Origin of the sequence: Rubrobacter marinus (genome assembly GCF_011492965.1) — a bacterium.
Classification (GTDB): domain Bacteria; phylum Actinomycetota; class Rubrobacteria; order Rubrobacterales; family Rubrobacteraceae; genus Rubrobacter_F; species Rubrobacter_F marinus.
Map to the genome: position 1 here is coordinate 2,889,632 of NZ_CP045121.1, position 20,270 is coordinate 2,909,901.

17 protein-coding genes, 1 pseudogene and 1 riboswitch are annotated in these 20,270 nt (G+C 70.8%); of the genes and pseudogenes, 10 read left to right on the forward strand and 8 right to left on the reverse strand.

Going from position 1 to position 20,270, the window contains the following annotated elements:
• Positions 1–2: 2 nt before the first annotated feature.
• The 7 genes and pseudogenes from GBA65_RS26595 to GBA65_RS14855 all read right to left on the reverse strand — a co-directional run bounded on the left by GBA65_RS26595 (position 3) and on the right by GBA65_RS14855 (position 8,774).
• Positions 3–1,955: pseudogene (locus tag GBA65_RS26595) on the reverse strand (putative cobaltochelatase).
• Positions 1,952–2,116, reverse strand: a complete 165-nt coding sequence (locus GBA65_RS14830) for a hypothetical protein (protein WP_166397213.1) — start codon at positions 2,114–2,116, stop codon at positions 1,952–1,954. Before GBA65_RS14830 ends, GBA65_RS26595 begins: the two are co-directional and overlap by 4 nt.
• Before the next feature lie 100 nt (positions 2,117–2,216).
• Entirely contained in the window at positions 2,217–2,408 is a 192-nt protein-coding gene (locus tag GBA65_RS14835) for a hypothetical protein (RefSeq protein WP_166397214.1), read from the reverse strand.
• A complete protein-coding gene (gene cobN / locus GBA65_RS14840; RefSeq protein ID WP_166397215.1) occupies positions 2,405–6,160 on the reverse strand; it encodes a cobaltochelatase subunit CobN in 3,756 nt (1,251 codons plus the stop codon). The genes GBA65_RS14835 and cobN overlap by 4 nt, the downstream gene beginning before the upstream one ends.
• Positions 6,160–7,788, reverse strand: a complete 1,629-nt coding sequence (locus GBA65_RS14845) for a cobyric acid synthase (protein ID WP_166397216.1) — start codon at positions 7,786–7,788, stop codon at positions 6,160–6,162. The genes cobN and GBA65_RS14845 overlap by 1 nt, the downstream gene beginning before the upstream one ends.
• The gene (locus tag GBA65_RS14850; RefSeq protein WP_207956363.1) at positions 7,785–8,564 is read right to left on the reverse strand and encodes a CbtA family protein; all 780 of its coding nucleotides are present in this window, start codon (positions 8,562–8,564) and stop codon (positions 7,785–7,787) included. The genes GBA65_RS14845 and GBA65_RS14850 overlap by 4 nt, the downstream gene beginning before the upstream one ends.
• A 9-nt stretch (positions 8,565–8,573) precedes the next feature.
• Positions 8,574–8,774, reverse strand: coding sequence for a CbtB domain-containing protein (locus tag GBA65_RS14855; RefSeq protein WP_207955804.1), 201 nt, complete (start codon positions 8,772–8,774; stop codon positions 8,574–8,576).
• A gap of 43 nt (positions 8,775–8,817) precedes the next feature.
• Positions 8,818–9,007, reverse strand: a riboswitch (cobalamin riboswitch).
• A gap of 293 nt (positions 9,008–9,300) precedes the next feature.
• Between GBA65_RS14855 and GBA65_RS14860 the strand changes: the two genes are divergently transcribed.
• The 10 genes from GBA65_RS14860 to GBA65_RS14905 all read left to right on the forward strand — a co-directional run bounded on the left by GBA65_RS14860 (position 9,301) and on the right by GBA65_RS14905 (position 19,059).
• Positions 9,301–9,828, forward strand: coding sequence for a cob(I)yrinic acid a,c-diamide adenosyltransferase (locus tag GBA65_RS14860; protein WP_166397217.1), 528 nt, complete (start codon positions 9,301–9,303; stop codon positions 9,826–9,828).
• A gap of 324 nt (positions 9,829–10,152) precedes the next feature.
• The gene (locus tag GBA65_RS14865; protein ID WP_166397218.1) at positions 10,153–11,151 is read left to right on the forward strand and encodes a sucrase ferredoxin; all 999 of its coding nucleotides are present in this window, start codon (positions 10,153–10,155) and stop codon (positions 11,149–11,151) included.
• A 273-nt stretch (positions 11,152–11,424) separates the two neighbouring features.
• Positions 11,425–13,131, forward strand: coding sequence for a propanediol/glycerol family dehydratase large subunit (locus tag GBA65_RS14870; protein WP_228281365.1), 1,707 nt, complete (start codon positions 11,425–11,427; stop codon positions 13,129–13,131).
• Positions 13,132–13,148: 17 nt separating this feature from the next.
• A complete protein-coding gene (locus GBA65_RS14875) occupies positions 13,149–13,781 on the forward strand; it encodes a propanediol/glycerol family dehydratase medium subunit (RefSeq protein ID WP_166397219.1) in 633 nt (210 codons plus the stop codon).
• Positions 13,778–14,254 (forward strand): diol dehydratase small subunit, encoded by a 477-nt coding sequence (locus tag GBA65_RS14880; RefSeq protein ID WP_407691099.1) that lies wholly within the window; start codon positions 13,778–13,780, stop codon positions 14,252–14,254. The genes GBA65_RS14875 and GBA65_RS14880 overlap by 4 nt, the downstream gene beginning before the upstream one ends.
• Before the next feature lie 77 nt (positions 14,255–14,331).
• Positions 14,332–16,167, forward strand: a complete 1,836-nt coding sequence (locus GBA65_RS14885; RefSeq protein WP_166397221.1) for a diol dehydratase reactivase subunit alpha — start codon at positions 14,332–14,334, stop codon at positions 16,165–16,167.
• Positions 16,164–16,526: a glycerol dehydratase reactivase beta/small subunit family protein gene (locus GBA65_RS14890; RefSeq protein ID WP_166397222.1), complete on the forward strand. Its 363-nt coding sequence runs from the start codon at positions 16,164–16,166 to the stop codon at positions 16,524–16,526. The genes GBA65_RS14885 and GBA65_RS14890 overlap by 4 nt, the downstream gene beginning before the upstream one ends.
• A gap of 129 nt (positions 16,527–16,655) precedes the next feature.
• Positions 16,656–17,066 (forward strand): hypothetical protein, encoded by a 411-nt coding sequence (locus GBA65_RS14895; RefSeq protein WP_166397223.1) that lies wholly within the window; start codon positions 16,656–16,658, stop codon positions 17,064–17,066.
• 319 nt (positions 17,067–17,385) lie between these two features.
• Entirely contained in the window at positions 17,386–18,189 is an 804-nt protein-coding gene (locus GBA65_RS14900; RefSeq protein WP_166397224.1) for a GHMP family kinase ATP-binding protein, read from the forward strand.
• A gap of 156 nt (positions 18,190–18,345) precedes the next feature.
• Entirely contained in the window at positions 18,346–19,059 is a 714-nt protein-coding gene (locus tag GBA65_RS14905) for a Crp/Fnr family transcriptional regulator (protein ID WP_166397225.1), read from the forward strand.
• A 178-nt stretch (positions 19,060–19,237) separates the two neighbouring features.
• Here the strand turns inward: GBA65_RS14905 and GBA65_RS14910 are convergent, their stop codons facing one another.
• Positions 19,238–20,266, reverse strand: a complete 1,029-nt coding sequence (locus GBA65_RS14910) for a substrate-binding domain-containing protein (RefSeq protein ID WP_166397226.1) — start codon at positions 20,264–20,266, stop codon at positions 19,238–19,240.
• Between the last annotated feature and the right edge of the window lie 4 nt (positions 20,267–20,270).

Genomic DNA, 20,270 nt, shown 5'->3' on the forward strand with positions numbered 1-20,270 from the left:
GCTCACGCCACCCGCCTCCTCTCGACCAGTTCGACCAGACCGTCGGCCCGAAGGTCGTCCAGCCTCATGCATCTCGCCCCCAGGGCCCCGGCGACGCCCTCGGCCATCCCGAGCCTCACGAACCCCTCCTCCGTGTCCACGACGATCGACCGGACCCCGAGGCCGCGGAGCCCCGCCGCCGCGTCCTTCGGGTCCGGCCCCGCGGTGAACCGCCCGTCGGTGAGGAGTACGAGCAGGGGGCGGCGCTCCTTCTCCCGCGTCCTCTCCCTTTTTAGCACCTCGGCCGCCGTCTCGAGCCCGGCCGAGAGCGGGGTCCGCCCGCCCGTCGGCAGCTCCTCGAGGCGCCGGGCGGCGAGCTCCACGCTCGCGGTCGGGGGGAGGAGAACCCTCGCCCCGTCGCCCCGGAAGGAGACGAGGCCCACCTTGTCGCGGCGCTGGTAGGCGTCCGAGAGGAGGGAGAGGACGGCGCCCTTCACGGCGCTCATGCGCTTACGAGCAGCCATCGAGCCGCTCGCGTCCACGAGGAAGAGGATCAGGTTCCCCTCCCTCCCCTCCCGCACCTTCTCCCTGAGGTCCTCGCGCCGCACCACGAGCCCCCGTCCACCGGAGCCGCGCCGCCCCTGGCGCGGCGCGGCGGCGCGCACCGTCGCGGCGAGCGCGACGTCCCGTACCTCTCCGGCAGCCTCGCGGTCCCCGACGCTTCCGCCGTGGGGGCTCCCGAGCACCCGGCTCCGGCGGCCGAGGGGACCGCCGCGGCCCTTCTCGGGGAGCTCCAGGCGCACCGGCTCGAACCGCTCCCCGGCGGCGTGGCCCCTCTCCCCGGAGCCAGCTCTGCTCTCCGAGGGCTCGCCGCCGGACCGGGCCCCCGGCTCGCCGCCAGGGGGTTGCTGGTCTCGCCATCGCCCCCTTCGGGGGAGCCGTACCGTCGGGGTCGTCCGGCGGGTCGGGGCTCTCGCCGAGGGCGGCCTCGATCTCCTCGGGGTCCACCCCGGGCTGCTCGAAGGGGCCGCGCCTGCGGCGGTGCGAGAGCGCGAGCAGCGCGGCCCGCCGGACGTCGTCGAGGGAGACCTCATCCCTCCCCTCCCACGCCGCCAGGGCGCGCGCGGTCTTCGCGGTCACGATGTCGCCCCTGAGGCCGTCCACCCCGAGTTCGGCGCAGAGGGCGGAGATCTTGTAGAGGACGTCGTCGGTGATGGTGGTACCGGGGAGACGGGTGCGCGCCTCCCCGACGAGGGCCGCGACCTCCCCGTCCGCCCCGCCCACTTCCGGGCGAACTCCTCCGCGTCGGCCTCGTGGTGGAGGCGGCGCCGCACGATCTCGACGCGCTCCTTCGGGTCCGGGCTGCCCGTCACCTCGACCGTCACGCCGAAGCGGTCCAGAAGCTGCGGCCTGAGCTCGCCCTCCTCGGGGTTCATCGTGCCGACGAGGATGAAGCGCGACGGGTGCCTGACGCTCACCCCCTCCCGCTCGACGTGGTTCGTCCCCATCGCCGCCACGTCGAGGAGCAGGTCCACGAGGTGGTCAGAGAGCAGGTTCACCTCGTCCACGTACAGGATGCCGCGGTGGGCCGCCGCGAGAATTCCCGGCTCGAAGGCCTTCTTCCCCTCCAAGAGCGCCTTCTCGAGGTCCAGCGTCCCCGCGAGCCTGTCCGTGCTCGCCCCCACCGGCAGCTCCACGAGCCTCACCGGCCGCTCCTCGGCCGGCGCATCCTCGGGGTGCGGCCCCGCCGGACACTCCGGGTTCGGCGCCTCGGGGTCACACGAGTACGGGCATCCGGCGACTACCCGGATCGGGGGCAAGAGCCCGGCCAGCGACCGGACCGCCGTGGACTTGGCGGTCCCCTTCTCCCCGCGCACGAGGACGCCCCCCACCTCCGGGGAGACGGCGTTTATCAGCAGGGCGAGCTTCAGGTCTTCCTGACCGACGATCGCGGAGAAGGGGTAGGAGGCCGTCACCGGATCCTCCTCTCCCAGAAGACGCGCAACAGCACGACGCCGATCATGACCGCCGGGACGAACAGCGCGACCCAGAGAACGCCGCCCCCGATCCCGTCGATCGCCTCCCTCACCGTGTTGGCGAGAACGAGCAGGAATAGGGACAAGCAGAGGGCTGCCACAGGATGCCGGCGTATGCGGGCCTCCGCGCCTCTCAACCTCGATCCCCCAGAGTCCCCTCGGCCTTTGGGCGCAAGCTTGCTCCGAAGAGGTTGCTCGCCATCAATGGAGCCGATCCCCGTCGAGAAACGACTTGAGCAACAGGACGAAGAGCAGAGTCGCCAACCCGTACGTGACGACCGCCGTGCCGAACGCATCCACAAAGAAAGCGGCGGCCAGCAGCAGGACGGTCGCGCTGCACAGCTCGATGAGGCGCACCGGCCTCTGAAGGAGCCACCGGCCGAACGTCCTCACGCCCGGTCCTCCAGCATCCCCTCGGCCTCCAGGTAGACCCCCTTGAGGCCGTCGAGGTCCTCGGGCTCGGGCTCGGCCCACATGCCGCGGTCGGCGGCTTCCAGGAGGCGCTCGCTTATGGCGCGCAGGGCCCACGGGTTGGACTGCTGCATGAACTCGCGGACCCCTTCGTCCAGGACGTACTTTCTGGTGACGTCGCGGTACATCCAGTCCTCGACGACGCCCGCGGTGGCGTCGTAGCCGAAGAGGTAGTCGACGGTGGCGGAGAGCTCGAAGGCGCCCTTGTAGCCGTGTTTTTGCATGGCGCCGATCCACTTCGGGTTCGCCACCCGGCTGCGGAAGACGCGTCGCGCCTCCTCGGAGAGGTCGCGGGTCTTCGGGCGCGAGGGGTCGGCGGAGTCTCCTATGTAGGCCTTGGGGTCGCGGCCGGTGAGGGCGCGGACCGCGGCGATCATGCCGCCGTGGTACTGGAAGTAGTCGTCGGAGTCGAACAGGTCGTGCTCGCGGTTGTCTATGTTCTTGACGGCGACCTCGGTGCGCCGCAGGTTCGAGTGCAGCGCGTCGCGCGCCTCCACCCCGTCGAGGCCCTTCCCGTAGGCATAGCCGCCCCAGACGGCGTAGACCTCGGCGAGGTCCTCGTCGTCGCGCCAGTTGCGCGCGTCCATGAGCGGCAGGAGTCCCGCCCCGTAAGCTCCGGGCTTGGAGCCAAAGATGCGGGTCGTGGAGCGGCGCTCATCGGCTCCTTCGTCACGCTCCCCGCGGGCGTGCTTTCGGACGAAGTTCATCTCGTCGGGCTCGTCGAGGGCGGCGACGGTGCGGACCGCCTCGTCCATAAGGGAGATCAGGTTAGGGAAAGCGTCCCGGAAGAAGCCGCTGATCCTGACGGTGACGTCGATCCTGGGGCGCCCGAGCTCCTCCAACGACACGACCTCGAGCCCAGTCACGCGCCGGGACTCCTCGTTCCACGTCGGACGTACCCCCATGAGCGCGAGGATCTCGGCGATGTCGTCCCCCTGGGTACGCATCGCCGCCGTCCCCCACACCACGATCCCGACGGTCTCCGGATACCGCCCCTCCTCTTCCACATGGCGCCGGAGCAGGTCGTCGGCGAGCCCCTGCCCGACCTCCCAAGAGAGCGCGCTCGGGAGCGCCTTGGGATCGACGGAGTAGAAGTTGCGCCCCGTCGGCAGCACGTTGACGAGCCCCCGCGTCGGCGACCCGGAGGGACCGGCCGGCACGTAGCCGCCGGAGAGCCCGGAGAGCAGGTTCTTCGTCTCCTCCGGCGTCCGCATCAGGCGCGGCACGACCTCGCCGGCGGCGAAGCGCAGGGAGCGGGCCACCCCATCGTCCGCCACGCCCAGGACCTCCTCGCAGACGGCTTCGGCCACACTCGCGTCCCAGCCGCGTTCCTCCAGCGCGAGGAGCAGGGCCTGCGACGCCTCCTCCAGAAGATCCAGAAGGTCCGATGCGGTCGCGACCGGGCCCTCCCCGGGGAAGCGGGCAGAGAGGGCTTCGGGGGCCTCGGCGCGGGTGCCGCCGTTCTCGGCGAGGGAGCGTTCGTCGAGGCCGTAGGCCGCGCCGACGGCCCTTCTGAGGCCCGGGGTCTCGCCGGCGCCGAGGCGCAGGATCGAGGCGACGAGGTGGCGCAAGGGCTCGCCCTCGGGGGTCTCGCCGAGGACGTGGAGGCCGCCCCGGATCGGGAGGTCCTTTATCTCGCAGAGGTAGCCGTCGACGTGGGTCAGGAAGTCGCCGAACTCCTCGGGCTGCTCCTCCACGCCGAGGTCGCGGTGGAGCTCGGCGTCGCGCAGGACCTCCCAGATCCTGACGCGTATGGCCGGCAGCTTAGAAGGGTCTAGCGTCTCCACCTGGTAGTACTCGTCCAGAAGCTGCTCCAGCTTCGCCAGGTCGTCGTAGGTCTCGGCGCGCGTCATCGGCGGGATGAGGTGGTCCACGACCGTCGCGTGCGCCCGGCGCTTTGCTTGCGTCCCCTCCCCGGGGTCGTTGACGACGAACGGGTAGAAGAGCGGGACGTCGCGGAGCGCCGCGTCCGGCGCGCACGAGCCCGAGAGCCCAAGGGACTTGCCCGGGAGCCATTCGAGCGTCCCGTGCTTGCCGAGGTGGACGACGGCGTCGGCCCCGAACTCTTCTATCACCCACCAGTAGGCGGCGAGGTAGTGGTGGGTCGGCGGGAGGTCGGGGTCGTGGTAGATCGCGATCGGGTTCTCCCCGAACCCGCGGGGCGCCTGTATCCCGACGAACACGTCCCCGAACCGCAGGCCCGCGACGACGAACTCGCCCCCGTCGACGTAGAGCTCCCCCGGCGGCGGCCCCCAGTGCTCCTCGACCTCGTCCCTCAAGGGCTCCGGCAGCCGCGCGAACCACTCCGCGTACCGGCGCGTCTCCAGCCGGCCCACGGCGCCCCCGAGCTGCTCCTCGGTCAGAAACTCGAGGTCGTGCCCGCCGGCGGCGATCAGGGAGTGGATAAGCTCGTCCCCGCTCTCCGGCACCCCGTCGACGCCGTACCCGGCCTCGCGCATCGCCCGCAGGAGCCGGACGGCACTTGCCGGTGTGTCGAGCCCTACGGCGTTCCCGACGCGCGAGTGCTTTGTCGGGTAGTTGGAGAGTAGAATCGCTACCTTCTTCCCGCTGTTCGGCGTCGTCCCGAGGCGCGCGAACCGGGCGGCGAGGCCGGCGAGGCGCGAGACACGCTCCCCGTCTGTCCTGTACAAGGTAAGCGGGGCGCCGACGGGCGAGCCCTCGGAGGAGCGCTCCTTGAAGGAGAACGGGACGCCGATGATGCGGCCGTCGAACTCGGGAATGGCGACCTGCCAGGCGGTGTCCAGCGGCGAGAGCCCGGCGTCGGAGCCGAGCCACGCCTCGCGAGAAGAGGTCGTGCAGATGCCCTGCACCACCGGCACCCCGAGGGATTCGAGCGCGGGCACCTCCCACTCCAGCCAGCCCTCCGGCGAGCCCGCCTTTACGGCGTCCGCCGCGTTCGACCCCCCGCCCGCGAGCACGGTGGTCACGAGGCAGTCCACCCGGCCTTTCAGCATCTCCAGCGCGGGCACCCCGCCGTCCGGCGCGGCCCGGAGCGAGTAGCAGAACACGGGCAGGGCATCCGCCCCGGCCTCGTCGAGGGCAGCGACGAGGTCGTCCACGAAAGCCGTGTTCCCGCTCATCCAGTGGGCGCGGTAGAAGACGATCCCGACGGTCGGGCGCTCCGCGTCGTGGATGGAGCGGAGGTCCTCCAGCGAGGCACCCTCGGGCAGGTCGGGGTGGTAGACGCCGACGTCGGGCAGGGCCTTCGGGGGCTCGAAGCCGTAGCCCTCGACGAGGAGCGTGTCGGCGACGAAGCGCAGGAGGTTCTCCGTGTTCCCGACGCCGCCGTGCCTGAGGTACTCGAAGGCCTCGGCGACCGTGCCCGAGGGGGCGGTCGAGAGGGCGGTGAGCTCCGCGTCCGGCTCCGCCTCGCCGCCGAACGCGAGCAGGGGGATGCTCAGGTCGTCGCAGCGGCGCCGAAGGTCCTCGACCCCCTCCGACCAGGCCCTCTTCCCGCCGAGGAGGCGCAGCATCACGGCGCTCGTCTCCGGCAGCGTCTCTTCGAGGAAGGCGCGGGGATCGGCGAGGTTCACGGGGTTGGCGCACCGGACCCCGGGGAAGCCGCCGGGCAGGGCCTCGGAGGCCTTCGCCGCGGCCAGTATCTCGGTGTCGGCGGTCGTCAGGAAGAGCAGCTTCCGGGAGCTCTCGGCCATCAGCCCTCTGCCTTCAGCTTCATCTCATCCTCCGCTGGTCTCGTGTGCTTCTCGGTGTCGTCGGGGGCGTCGTGCCCGTTCCAGGCCGATCCAAGGGGCGCCCGCCCGTCGCCGTTCGATAGCCAGGAGCCGACGACGGGGAGAGCCGCGGGCGCGCCGTCCTCCACGAGGCGGAGCAGCCCCTCGCGGTCCACGCTCTCGGCGACGAGGTCCCCGAGCCGGTCGAGCTGGGCCTCGCGCGCGGCGGCGAAGGCCTCGTCCCCGGGCCTCCAGTCGAGACCGCGCACGCCGGCGACGCGGCGGAGAAAGGCCCGGCGGAAGGCGTCCGACTCGAAGACGCCGTGCCAGGAGGTGCCGAAGGTTTCCCCGACGGCGCAGCCTTCGTCGAGGCCTTCGGTCGCGAAGACGGGCTCGCCGCCCGAGCGGCGCACGCGGCCGTGGCGGATCTCGTACCCCGAGACCGGCTCGGCCCCGAAGAGCGACGCCCTACCCTCCGGGCGGCCCAGGATCTTCTCCTCCTCGAAGGCCGTCTCGACGGGGAGGAGCCCGAGCCCGGAGACCTCCCCCTTCCGGCTCTCGACGCCGTCCACGATACGGCGGCCCATCATCTGGTAGCCGCCGCAGATCCCGAGGGTCGGGAGCCCCCGCCGCGACCTCTCCAGGATCGCCCGGTCGAGGCCGGAGGCGCGGAGCGCGGCCAGGTCGTCGACGGTCGCCTTCGTGCCGGGGAGGACGGCGAGGTCGGCCTCGAGCACCTCCTCCGGCGACAGGGTGAAGCGGACCGCCACTCCCGGCTCGTGCGCCAGGGGATCCAGGTCGGTGAAGTTGCTGATCCTGCCGAGGCGCACGACCGCCACGCGCAGGACGTCCCCACCGAGCGGCGGCCGGGCGGGGCGCGGCGAGTCGAGGGCGAGGGAGTCCTCCCCGTCGAGGAGGCTCAGGCCCCTCGCGTGGGGGAGCGTCCCGAGGAACGGCCGGCCCGTCATCCCGCTCATCTGCCGGAGCCCCGGCTCGAGGACCGCCGGGTCGCCTCTGAACTTGTTTACGAGAAAGCCCCCGACGAGCGCCTGGTCCTCCGGCGAGAGGAGGGCGAGCGTCCCGTAGAGGGAGGCGAAGAGCCCGCCCCGGTCGATGTCCCCGACCACGACGACCGGCAGGCGCGCGGCACGGGCGAGGCCCATGTTCGCGATGTCGTTCTTTCGCAGGTTGATCTCCGCCGGGCTCCCGGCCCCCTCGCAAACGACCACGTCGAACCGGCGCCTGAGGTCCGAGAGGGAGTCCAGGACGACGGGCAGCAGCTCCTGCTTCATCGCCCCGTAGCTCTTCGCGGTGGCCGTGGCGTAGGGCTTGCCGCGCAGGATCACCTGCGTCTCGCGCTCGGCCGAGGGCTTGAGGAGGACCGGGTTCATCGCCGCCTCGGGCTCGATCCTCGCCGCCGCCGCCTGCGCCGCCTGGGCCCGCCCGATCTCCGCCCCCTCCCGCGTGACGAAGCTGTTGAGCGCCATGTTCTGCGCCTTGAACGGGGCCACCCTCACGCCCTCGCGCCGCAGCCAGCGGCAGATGCCGGCGACGACCACGCTCTTCCCGGCGTCCGAGTGCGTCCCGGCCACGAGCAGCGCGCCCCTCACCTCGGGCTCCCCTGCGCCGCGACTCGCGCGCCCTCCCCCGCCCCCCGGGCTTCCGCCCGCTCCGAGAGCAGGCCGAAGACGCACCCTATGCCCAACCAGAGCACGGCCTGCGTCCCCAGGGAGGAGAGCCTGAAAGCCCACACGAGATCCGCCGGGGCGCCCGCGGCGGCGGTCCCCGGGAAACCCGGCATCAGGGCGAGCAGGAGCCCCCAGGAGGCGGCGAGGAAAGCACCGGCCGCGAGGTGACGCGCGGGCCTGCGGAGATCGCCGAGCTCCCGGGCGAGCCGCCAGGCGAAAAAGACGGCGAGCAGGGAGAGGGCGACCATCGCGAGGTACGAGAGGGTGCGGGCGGTGAGCGTCTCCGGGTCCGCCCCGACCCCGGGCGGGTTCGGCGGGTACTTCAGGAACGGCACGAGGACGGCGCCCGAGAAGACCGCGAGCGCGAGCCTCAAGCTCCGGCCCCATCCGTCGCCGCCGAGGCGTCCCCCGAAGATGCCGGACGCGATCCCGAAGAGGGCGCCTATGGCGGTCCCGTAGAGCACGGCGGCCAGGAACAGTCCGCCCTTCTGCTCGCCGCGCCCGAAAGTCTCCGTCTCGTCGTGGGAGCCCTCCGGCTGCCCCTCCGCGTGGCTATGGCCCCCGCTCTCCTCCAGCGCGATGGCGCGATCCAGGACGGGCTCCCCGAAGGCGAAGCCGAAGAGGCCGGCCAGGAGGCCAGCGACGAGGCCCGCCAGGAGGCCCCGGCGGAGGTGGGTTTTGATCGCCGCTCGAAAGATGCTGGCGGTCTAGTGGCAGGGGGTGCCGAGCAGGTGCCGCCCGTCGTGGAAGAGCTCGTGCATGTAGTTGGCGGCCTGGGCGGCCTCGGTCCCGATCGCGGGCGAGAGCAACGCCCCGTTGTCGAAGAGCACCGCGTAGAGCACGAGTGATGCGAGTGCTAGGGGATAGAGAAGCCACGCGCCCCGCAGGGTCCTTGGCGTCGCGTTCAACAGAACAACCTCCTCCTCGGGGTCCGCGCCCCGTCAGGGTTCCCTCATTTATGGACGACGGGCCAGTCTCCTGACTTCCGGATCTTCGCTCCCCCTGCGCCTTCCCGCGGCCTCTCGGACCCGGTGGCTCTCTGCGGGCTCGCTACCCGGTTACAGTGGCGGGACCGTGCCGGACTCTCACCGGCTTCCTGAATCCCTTCGCCCCATGTCGCGCCAGCATACTGAGAAAGCTTTTGCCCGTCAACGCTTCGGAGGCGCGAGCCTGCGCCGATCCACGGGCCACGCGGTGGCGCCGGACCCAGCGTCCCACGAGCAAGTCGCGAGCGGCGTCCCCAAATCTCCCGCCGCAGGTCGTCGAGGTCGCGGACCGCTCCGAGCGGACGTTGCGAGAGCGGGGACGCGGGTGCCCGGCGCTCCGCCTCGACGGGGGCTGCCGGTCGACGAGCCACGCAACCCGCGGTCTTGCACGGGGGGTTGTACGGGACTACCCTGCCGTAAGCGGTTGACTCGGTACGAGGGAGACTTGATGAACGAGGCCAATCCACCGATCTCGACCCGCCGGGGCGACGACGGGACCACTACGCTCCTGGGGGCGGGCCGCCTGTCCAAGAACGACGTGCGCATAGCTCTCCTCGGAGACATAGACGAGGCGAGCGCCGCTCTCGGGATCGCGCGCGCCGAGGCGGCCGGCGGCGAACTCGAGGAGCTGATACTGGAGTTTCAGCGCCTGCTGTACCGCATCATGGGCGACGTGGCCATGCCCGGGGAGCCGAACGCCGTGGGCCTCGCGGACGTGGAGCGGGTGGACGAGGCGCTCGAGAGCTGGAGCGCGCGCACGGAGATCCCCAAGGAGTTCGTGATCCCCGGCGAGAGCAAGGTCGGCGCGCTCCTGGACTTCGCGCGCAACATAGTGCGCCGGGCCGAGCGCACCGCTGTGCACGCGGGCTTCGTCCAGGATCACCCCCACGCCCTCAAGGCGATCAACCGCCTCTCGGACGTGCTTTTCGTCCTGGCGCGCAACGCCGACGGCAAGTTCAGCCCCTCGAGGGGCTGAGGCTCCGTGGCGAGCAGACGCGCGCTCCTTGCCCGGCAACCTCCGGTCACGGGCTACGCCGGGGCGGCCCGGAAGGCGGGTAGAAGCTGACCCGACGGAGAGGCCGAAGCGGAGGTCACTGCCCGCACGCCTTCGCCCCCCGGGCGAAACCCGGCCGCGCGAGCCCGCCCCTATCCCTCGTGCGCCGGCAGATCGTGACGCGTCCCCTGCGGCTCGCGTCCCGCACCCTGCGTCCCGAGCATCGTCGAGGCTCACGGAGGTGCGAATCGTCGGCCGGTGGCGGGCCCGGGGCGTGATCCCGGCGATGATCGAGGGGTAGGCGGCGTGGAGACGGGCGGAGAGCCGGGCTTCGAGGGACGCCTCTGCTCGGCGGTCTCCAGAGCCAGCGGGGAGGAGCCCACAGGCTCCGCCGTCCCGTTCGAGCACCGCCTGCTCGTCGAGGTCGCGCCCCCCTGGGAGGGCGACGTGGGGGCCTCCAAAAACTACCCCGAAGGCCTCTGGGAGGCCCTCATGGGCGCGTGGCGGCGCGGCTCGCAGGTGGGGATGACGGCGGTGCTGCCGGACCCCGAGTACTCCGTCGGGGGATCGACGCGCCTGATCTACCTGCGCAGGCCCGATGGCCCCTTCGCCGCCTTCGAGAAGCGGGAATACCTGCTCCCCGACGAGCACCTGGTCCCGGCGGTGGGCGCCCTCTTCGGCGAGCCGGAGGAGCTCGCCCGGCTCGAGGAGTACCGCTGCGGCACCCGGAGCGTACGGGACATCGTCGTCTGCACCCACGGCAGCCACGACGCCTGCTGCGGCAAGTTCGGCTATCCCGTGTACGAGACGCTCAGGCGCGAGCACGCCGATCCGGACGGGCTCAGGGTCTGGCGGGCGAGCCACCTCGGCGGGCACCGCTTCGCGCCGACGCTCGTGGATTACCCCGAGGGACGCTACTGGGGACGCCTGGAGCCGGGGGCCATCGAGGGGCTGGTGTCGCGAGACGTCCCGGCCTCGGAGCTCCGCCGTTTCCACAGGGGTTGGAGCGGTCTCGAGAGCCCGTTCGAGCAGATCGCGGAGGGGGAGATCCTGTCCCGCGAGGGCTGGCGCTGGGCCGGCTACCTCAAACGAGGTCGCGTGCTCGCCGCGGACGAAGACGAGCACCGGGCCGAGGTGCGCGTCGAGTACCGCAACCCCGACGGCACCGACTCGGGCTCCTACACGGCCGTCGTGGAGGCGAGCGGTAGCGTCGAGACCCTGATCGACTCGGGCTCCGAGCCCCTCCAGGAGGTCCGGCAGTACCGCGTCGAGTACCTGGAGAAGACCTCGCAAGGGGGTTCGTAGCCCTCGCCGCGGCCGCCCGGCACCTCCGCTCGAAAGCCTCCGCGATCGGGAGCTCGACCGCTGCGCTGCCTCGCGGGCCGTTTGCCTGTAATAGCTCTCTCTGTTATAAGGCTACCGGAAACAGGAGTAACGAGATGGGGATCCCGTTCGGGGCATATCACGACCGGTAACGAGCACAACCTAGCCGCGTTTCGACCCGACGGTCGCGCGTCTCGCCCCGTCGGACCCCTTGTTCGTATTCGGTGATTCCTAGCTCTTAAAGGAGGGCGCAGCGTGCTGGCCAAGGGACAGGAGACGCAGGGCGACGGGCAGGGGGTCAAGAGGCACAAGCGCTTCGAGGCCCTGGAGAAGCGGGACGTCAACCAGGACGGCTACGTAAAAGAGTGGCCCGAGGTCGGCCTGATCGCGATGGGCAGCCCGGAGGATCCGGAGCCGAGCATCAAGATCGAGGACGGCGTGATCGTCGAGATGGACGGCGTCGCCCGCGAGGACTTCGACCTCGTCGACGACTTCGTGGCCAGGACCGCCATCGACAACACCATCGCCGAGGAGATGATGGCCCTCGACGCGGTCGAGATCGCCCGCAAGATCGTGGACATAAACGTGACGCGGGCCGAGGTGCTCAAGGTCTTCACGGGGCTGACGCCGGCCAAGATCGCGGCCGTGATGGAACGCATGAACGTCGTGGAGATGATGATGGGCCTGCAGAAGATGCGGGCACGCAGGACGCCGGCGACCCAGGGGCACGTCACGAACGTGCGCGACAACCCGGTCCTGATGGCCGCGGACGCCGCCGAGGCCGGGATGTACGGCTTCGCCGAGCTCGAGACGACGGTCGGCATGATCCGCTACGCTCCCTTCAACGCCCTGGCGCTGCTCGTGGGCGGCCAGACGGGCCGAGGCGGGATCATCACCCAGGACGCCGTCGAGGAGGCGATGGAGCTCCAGCTCGGCCTGCGCGGCCTGACGACCTACGCCGAGACCGTCTCGGTCTACGGTACGGAGGACGCGTTCCGCGACGGCGACGATACCCCGTGGTCCAAGGCCCTGCTCGCCTCGGCCTACGCCTCGCGCGGCATCAAGATGCGTTTCACCTCGGGCACCGGCGCGGAGGTGCAGCTCGCCTCCGCCCAGGGCAAGTCCATGCTCTACCTGGAGATCAAGTGCGTCATGCTGAGCAAGGGCGTCGGCGTCCAGGGGCTCCAGAACGGCTCGATAAGCTGCATAGGCGTGCCGGCGGCGGTGCCGGGCGGCATCCGGGCCGTGCTGGCCGAGAACCTGGTGACGACGTGCCTGGACCTCGAGGCCGCGTCCGGCAACGACCAGTCGTTCTCCCACTCTCCGTTCCGGCGGACGGCCCGCACGCTGATGCAGATGCTGCCGGGGACCGACCTCATCTTCTCCGGCTACAGCACCGTGCCGAACTACGACAACATGTTCGCCGGCTCGAACTTCGACTGCGACGACAACGACGACTACCTCATCATCTCGCGCGACCTGAAGACGGACGGCGGCATGGTGCCGGTCGACGAGCAGGAGGTGGTGGCGGCCCGCAACAAGGCGGCGGAGGCCCTCAGGGCCGTCTTCGAGGAGCTCGACCTGCCCCGCATCACGGACGAGGAGATCGAGGCGGCGACCTACGCCCACGGCAGCAAGGACATGCCCGAGCGCGACACGGTCCAGGACACGAAGGCGGCCACGAAGATGATGGAGCGCGGCGTCACCGGGATCGACGTCGTCAAGGCCCTGGCCAAGCGCGGGTTCCAGGACGTCGCCGCCAACGTCCTCGAGATGCAGAAGCAGCGCGTCTCCGGCGACTACCTGCACACGTCGGCCATCCTGAGCCCCGACTTCAAGGTCATCTCGGCGGTCAACGACGTGAACGACTACGAGGGGCCCGGCACGGGCTACCGGCTGGAAGGCGAGCGCTGGCAGCGGATCGCCGACATCCGCCAGGCCCTCGGTCCCGACGACATCTAGGACAAGGAGCCAAGAGCATGTCCGATGCGGGAGCCACCCAGCAGCAGGTCACGAAGGAGAACGCGGGAGAAACCCAGCAGCAGCAGGTCGTGAAGGAGATGGAGTTCGAAGAGAAGGGCGAGGCAGAGCGCGGCTCCGCGCCCGACGAGGTCGTCATCGCGATCTCCCCCGCCTTCGGGGACCAGATGCACGCGCAGACCCTCACGGAGATACCCCACGCCGCCATCCTGCGCGAGCTCTTCGCCGGCCTCGAAGAGGAAGGGGTGAAGGCGCGCGTGGTCCGCATCTGGCGGTCCGCCGACCTGGCCGCCATGGGCTACGACGCCGCGAAGCTGAGCGGTTCGGGGATCTCCATCAGCATCCAGTCGCGCGGGACCGCCCTGATCCACCAGCGAGACCTCGTCCCGCTCGCGCCCATGGAGCTCTTCCCCCAGGCGCCGAGCATCGACCTGCCCACCTACCGGCACATCGCCAGAAACGCGGCGCAGTACGCCAAGGGCGACTCGCCCTCGCCGGTCCCGCAGGTCAACGACCCGATGGCCCGCCCGAAGTGGCAGGCCATCTCCTCCGTGTTCCACATCCGGGAGACCGAGTTCGTGAGGCCGGACGAGAAGCCCGTCGAGCTGGGCGTAACCTTCAAAGGGAGATAAACCACGTGGCAGACAAGCTCCACTACAAGCAAGACTACCCCCTCTCCGAGAAACGGCCGGACCTCGTCAAGACGGTGAAGGACCGGCCCCTCGACCAGATCACCCTCGAAGCCGTGATGAACGGCGAGGTGGAGGCGGACGAGATCCGGGTCACCCCGCAGACCCTGGAGTACCAGGCCCAGATCGCCGAGAGCATCGGTCGCCCGCAGCTTGCCGGCAACCTGCGGCGCGCGGCCGAGCTGACCAGGGTGCCCGACGAGCGCATCCTGGAGATCTACAACGCCATGCGGCCGAACATGTCCACGAAGGAAGACCTGCTCGGCATCGCCGACGAGCTGGAGAACGAGTACGAGGCGAAGATCAACGCCGATCTCGTCCGCGAGGCCGCGGAAGTGTACGAGAGGCGCGGCCGGCTGAAGGCGCCGGAGGAGGACCAGGCCGAAGCCCAGCTCGAAGAGATGAGCGACGGCTGAGTGGCTAGCGGGCGCAAGGGGGAGACGATCGGCAGACCGCTCGGATCAGTTCTCGGGTCTCCGCGGCGCGGCGCGCGATGAGCATCATCGTCGGCGTGGACATAGGCAACTCGACCACGGAGGCCGCCGTCGCCAGGATCGGGGACGACGGCTCTCCCGAGTTCCTGTCCTCCGGCACCACCATGACCACCGGGATCAAGGGGACCGTTGAGAACATCCCCGGGGTCGTTCAGGTGCTGGAGGAGGCGACGGAGGCGGCCGGCATCGAGATATCCGACCTCGACCTCGTTCTGCTGAACGAGGCGACCCCGGTAATCGGCGACGTCGCCATGGAGACGGTCACGGAGACGATAGTCACCGAGTCCTCGATGGTGGGCCACAACCCCAGCTCGCCGGGCGGGAAGGGCACCGGCGTCGGCCGGACGGTCCACATCCGGGACCTGGAAAACGGCGCGCCGCCGGAAGGGCCGGTAATAGTCGTCGTCCCGCAGGAGTACGACTTCGAGGTGGCCGCCGGGATCCTGGCGCGCGCCCTGGAGGCGGGCGTCGAGGTCCAAGCCGGCATCGTCCAGGGGAACGACGGCGTCCTGATCTCGAACCGCCTCCCCACCCCGTTGCCGTTCGTGGACGAGGTGGCCCACGTCGAGAAGGTGCCGCTCGGCATGCTCGCGGCCGTCGAGGTGGCGCCGCAAGGGCAGGCGGTGCGCCAGCTCAGCAACCCCTACGGGATAGCCACGCTGTTCTCGCTCTCGCCGGAGGAGACGACGCACGTCATCCCGATAGCCAAGGCGCTCGTCGGGCTCCGTTCGGCGGTCGTGATCCGCACGCCCGCCGGCGACGTGCAGAGCAAGGAGATCCCGGCGGGCTCCATCAAGTTTATCGGGGAGAACCAGAGCCTCACGGTCGAGCTGGAGCACGGGGCCGACGAGATCATGAACACCCTGGCCCAGGCCCAGCCCCTCTGCGACGTCGAGGGAGAGTCGGGGACGAACGTGGGCGGCATGATCGAGAACGTCCGCCAAACGATGGCCGACGTGACCGAGAAGCCGCTCGCCGAGGTGAACATACACGACGTGCTGGCGGTCGATTGCCTGGTGCCGCAGCAGGTGGTCGGAGGCATCGCCGACGAGTTCTCCATCGAGAGCGCGACGGGGCTCGCGATCATGGTGGACACCGACCGGTTGCTGATGGAACGGGTCGCCGAGACGCTCTCCGAGAAGATCGGCGTGCCGGTCGAGCTGGGCGGGGTCGAGGCGAATACCGCCATCCTGGGCGCCCTGACCACGCCGGGGATCGACGTGCCCGTGGCGATCATCGACGGCGGGGCGGGCTCGACCGACGGCGCCGAGCTCCAGAAGGGGAAGCCCGTGGAGCACGTCCACCTCGCGGGCGCCGGGAACATGGTTACCCTCCTGATCAAGAACGAGCTCGGCCTGGAGCGCTTCGACGTCGCCGAGCAGATCAAGATCCACCCCCTCGCCAAGGTCGAGAGCCTCTTCCACATCCGCCACGAAGACAACGGCGTGCAGTTTTTCGAGGAGCCGCTCGAAGCGAACCTCTTCGCCCGGGTGGTCCTGGTGACGGACGACGGGCTCGTCCCGATCGACACCAAACACACGCTCGACCGCATCAGGACGGTGCGCCAGGAGGCGAAGCGCAAGGTGCTCGTGCGCAACGGCATCCGGGTCCTGCGGCACATCTCCCCGTCGGGGAACATACGCTTCCTTAACTTCGTCGCGGTCGTGGGCCGCCTGGGGCTGGATTTCGAGCTGCCGCAGATGCTGATGAACGAGCTGAGCCCATTCGGCATCGTCGTCGGGGTCGCGAACGTGCGCGGTGAGCTCGGCCCGACGAACGCGGTGGCTACGGGGCTTATCGTCAACTACTGCCGGCGGCGGGACGACGCAACGTGACGCCGGACGAGCCCGAACGGCCGGCGATCCACGTGGCCCTGGGCAACGAGGCGGACGAGCGCCTCTACGGGCGGGTCGCCGTCGGGGCCGAGGAGGAGGGCATCCCCTGCCGCCTGGTACCCGAGGAAGGGAGCGATGCCGTCGCCCTGGCCTTCTCCGCCGCGGGGAGCTCGCGCCTCGGCGTGGGCGTGGGCGTGGCTTCGGGACGGGTCGCCGTCCACGAGCGGCACATGCCCGCGGGGCGACCGGTCGTCGCCACGGAGGCCGGGGACCGCGCCGAGGACGCGTGCCGGCAGGCCGGCTCCAACGCGGCGCGGCTGGTAATAGGCGTGCCCTTGTGGCTGCTGCAAGAGCGCTGACGCGGGCAAGCCTCGCCGAACGGCGGAAGCCGGTGCCCGGGTGCGGCGACGAAGCGCGCTCTGGAGCCCGGCCCGGGCTACCCCGCGGGGCTCTGGACACGGGGGACTGCCGGGGAGGCGGGTGGCGGTGTGACGCACGAAGATCGGTCGAAGAACCCGGGGCATGAGGCCGGAGAGGCCCGGCTCGCGGGAGAGCCGAGCGTCGGGGTCTGGTCCAGGGCGGGTGAGCTTCTCGGCAGGGCGAAGCGTCCACCGGAGGGCGGGGGAGCGTTGGAGGATTACGCCTACTGCTCGGTGAGCCGGGGGGACGAGGAGCGCGGGGTACGCTTCACGCTTCACGCCTTCGACGGCGGGTACCGGGTCCTCGTGGAGGAGTGGGGAGAAGGAAGAGACCGGGCATGCTGGCAAGCACCGGTGGATGAGGAAGAGGAATCGAGCGTGGGTCTCTTCTCGGCGGAGGAGGTCAAGGAGAGGTTCCCGTACCTGCTCGCCGCGCTCGAGATGCCCGACGGGGTCGAGGTCCGCGGGGCCGGGGCGTGATGGGTTCGGAGACGGCCCTCGGCGAGCCCGAGGGGTGCGTCGGGGGTTGACGGAGATCACGGCCCGGTTCGGAGCCGGCGGGGCACACGACGGAGAAGGATGCTCGGGAGCCTGCTTGGAGCTCGAAGCGCTCGCAGCGGGTTCGGGATCGCCGGTACAGAAGCGGGTTACGGGCTCGCAGATGAGCGGCAAAGCGTGTGGCGGCCCGTTGCGGGGCCGGATGACGGGAGGGGGCGCGGGCGTAGGCAGGTGCTTCGGCACGTTCGGGGAGCTCCTCCAGGGAACCCTCCCGGAACGGGGACGAGGTTTCCTCGTTACCTTGCCGATCTCGCGGTACTCGACCGCCGGGTTCGTGGCCTCTCGCGGGTCGAGCGAGGTGCGCGTCCACCCTCCGGGCAAGGAGAAGTCCAGGCGGCTGGCGGAGAAGCTCGTACGCATCCTGGCCCCGGGCCGCGGCGGCTCCCTTTACATACGGAGCGAGTTACCGACGGGTAAAGGTTGTGCCAGCTCATCGGCGGACATGGTCGCGACGGCCCGGGCAGTCCAGCGCGCCCTGGGCACGCCCATCTCCCGGGCGGCCCTGGCCCGGGCCATGAGTAGCATAGAGCCGTCGGACGGCGTGATGTACCCCGGGATCGTCTCCTTCTACCATCGCGAGGGGGTGCTCCGAAGATCCCTCGGCGGCCTGCCTCCCCTGACCATCGTCGGGCTCGACGAGGGAGGCCGGGTAGATACGGTCGAGTTCAACGAACGGGCGAGAGCGGTCGGGCGGGCTCGTCTGGCGGAGTACGAGGACCTGCTGGTCGGGATGGAACGGGCCGTCGCTTCCGGCGATCTCCGGTCCTTGGGGGAGATCTCGACGCGCAGCGCCGTCTTGAACCAGGAGAGGCTACCCAAAGAGAACCTGGGTCTCATGCTGGAGATGCGGCGCGCGTACGGGGCGCTGGGCGTAGTGGTCGCCCACAGCGGCACCCACCTGGGCCTGCTCTTCGACTCCCGATCGGGCCGTCCTCGCGACCTGTCGACGGTGGCCGCCGAGCTGGCGCGACACGGCCCCAACGTCTGCGTCCATCAGGTTCCCGACCTCCGGACGACTAGCGCGTTCCTCCAGCCCCTCGCATAGACCGGCCCTCTCCACGCGCGCGATGCGGCTCCGACGATCAGCCGGAAACCTCTGCGCGAGGAGCTCTTCCTCAGTTGGGTCTCCGATGCCGCGCCGTGTCCCGGGGCACGCACAACGGGTAAGCTATGCTGGCGAGCTTCGCGACGGAGGAGCGGCATGGGCAGCAGGCGGGTGGAGATGGACGTGCGGGGACAGGCCCGGTTGCTCTCGTACGTGGACGCCTTTCAAGAGCTTCCCGAGGAGGAGCTGCTGGCGCTGGCCCGGCGGACGCTCGACGACTACGAATACGACGCGAGGACGGGCATCTTCGGCCCCGAAGATGGCTGCGAGAACGTCTACGTGCTTAAGCGGGGGCGGGTACACGTCACCCGCGGGGACGGGCCGGGATCTCGGGCGACCCTGGACGTGATCCGCTCCGGCTCGGTCTTCGGCACGCTCGACCCCGACGCGACGCAGCAGGGCGCCCGCGCGGAGGCCGTAGTGCCTTCCCTGGTCTGCACCCTGCCCCAGCAGGACCTCGAGAGCGTCGTGCGGCGGAGCCCGGGGGTGGGCCTCGCGCTCGCGCGGTCCCTCGACAGGAGGCTCCGGACCATCGGCGAGCTCGAGGCCCGGATGCGCGGCAAGGAGGCGCCAGCGCGCCTTGCGATCATCATCACGCGCCTCGTCGAGGACGAGGGCGTCGTCGGGCGCGACGGCTACAAGGTGCCCGCCCGCTACACCCACGAAGAGCTCGGCGCCATGATCGGCTCGAACCGCGACACCGTCACCCGCGCCCTCTCCAGGCTGCGCGCCGCCGGGCTGGTAGAGACCCCGGACGGCACCATCGTCGTACCGGACCTGGACGCCCTGGAGAGGACCGCCGAGGGTTAGAAAGGGGAGCCTACATCGGCGAACAAGCTCTCCCGCGCCGCGTAGCCCGCTCTCGCGCCGCGGCTCACGCCAGCGATGGGGCTCGACCTCCACGCCGGAAGCGCCGGGGCCGCGACTCGATCGCGGTCCCGGCGCTTCCGGGCGGGCGAGTCGGGCTCGCCCCTAACGTGACTCGGGGCTAGCCCCCGGTCGGCGGGTTCTCGCAGCTCGGCTGGAGGACCGCCTGGACCTCCTCGTCGTTCAGGTTCTCCTGGGTGACGAGGGTCGCGCCGGTGTCGCCGCTCTCGGGGGCCGCGCCCTCGCGGATCGCGCCGACCGCCGCGTTCACGCCGTCGAAGCCCATGCGGAACGGGTTCTGGGCGACGAGCGCGGTGACGACGCCCTCCTCGACCGCCTTGATCTCATCGGGGGCGGTGTCCCAGCCGACGATGGTTACCTCGCCCTCCAGGCCGGCCTGGCGGACGGCCTCGGCGGCGCCGAGGACGCCGGGCTCGTTGGCCGCGTAGATGCCCCGGAGGTCGGGGTTGGCGGTGAGGATGTCCGTGGTGACCTGCAGGGCGGTGTTGTAGTCCGACTCGCTCGACTGCTCGGCGACGAGCTCGAGCTGCGGGTTCTGTTCGAGGACGTTCTTGAAGCCCTCGGTGCGGGTGTCGTTCGTCGCCGTGCCCGGCTGGAACGGGATAAAGGCGATCTTGCCGCCCTCCTCGCCGAGCTCCTCGACCATAAGCTCCGTCGCCTGCTCGGCCGCCGCGACGTTGTCCGTGGCGTAGACCGGGACCTCGGGGGGCTGCGGGTCGGTGCCCGAGTCTATGTTCACCACGGTCAGCCCCTGATCCAGGGCGCTCTGGGTGACGTTGGCGAGCACCCTGGCGTCGGTGGCGGCGTAGACGAGCCCGTCGACCCCTTGCGTCGTGAAGTTGGTGAGGAGGTCGGCCTGGCCGGTGACGTCCGTCTCGGCCGTCACGCCGTCCCACTGGACCTGCACGTCGCCCTCGGCCCGCTCGGCGGCGCACTCGGCCCCGACGCGGACCTGCTCCCAGAAGTCGAAGCCTATCGCCTTGGGGACCACGGCGAGCCGGATCGGGCCGTCCTGCCCGCCTCCTCCGCCTCCGCCGCCTCCGCCGCCGGAGCCCTGCACCGTGCCGCAGCCGGCCGCGAGGGCGAGCGCCCCCGCCGTGAGGATCGTCGCGTAGACCTTTCTGTTCATCCTT

Bases quoted from the DNA above. Each gene is read 5' to 3' on its own strand.
- GBA65_RS14860 (WP_166397217.1), top strand. From the start codon at position 9,301: ATGAACGAGGCCAATCCACCGATCTCGACCCGCCGGGGCGACGACGGG.
- GBA65_RS14885 (WP_166397221.1), top strand. From the start codon at position 14,332: ATGAGCATCATCGTCGGCGTGGACATAGGCAACTCGACCACGGAGGCC.
- cobN (WP_166397215.1), bottom strand. From the start codon at position 6,160: ATGGCCGAGAGCTCCCGGAAGCTGCTCTTCCTGACGACCGCCGACACC.
- GBA65_RS14905 (WP_166397225.1), top strand. From the start codon at position 18,346: ATGGGCAGCAGGCGGGTGGAGATGGACGTGCGGGGACAGGCCCGGTTG.
- GBA65_RS14875 (WP_166397219.1), top strand. From the start codon at position 13,149: ATGTCCGATGCGGGAGCCACCCAGCAGCAGGTCACGAAGGAGAACGCG.
- GBA65_RS14910 (WP_166397226.1), bottom strand. From the start codon at position 20,266: ATGAACAGAAAGGTCTACGCGACGATCCTCACGGCGGGGGCGCTCGCC.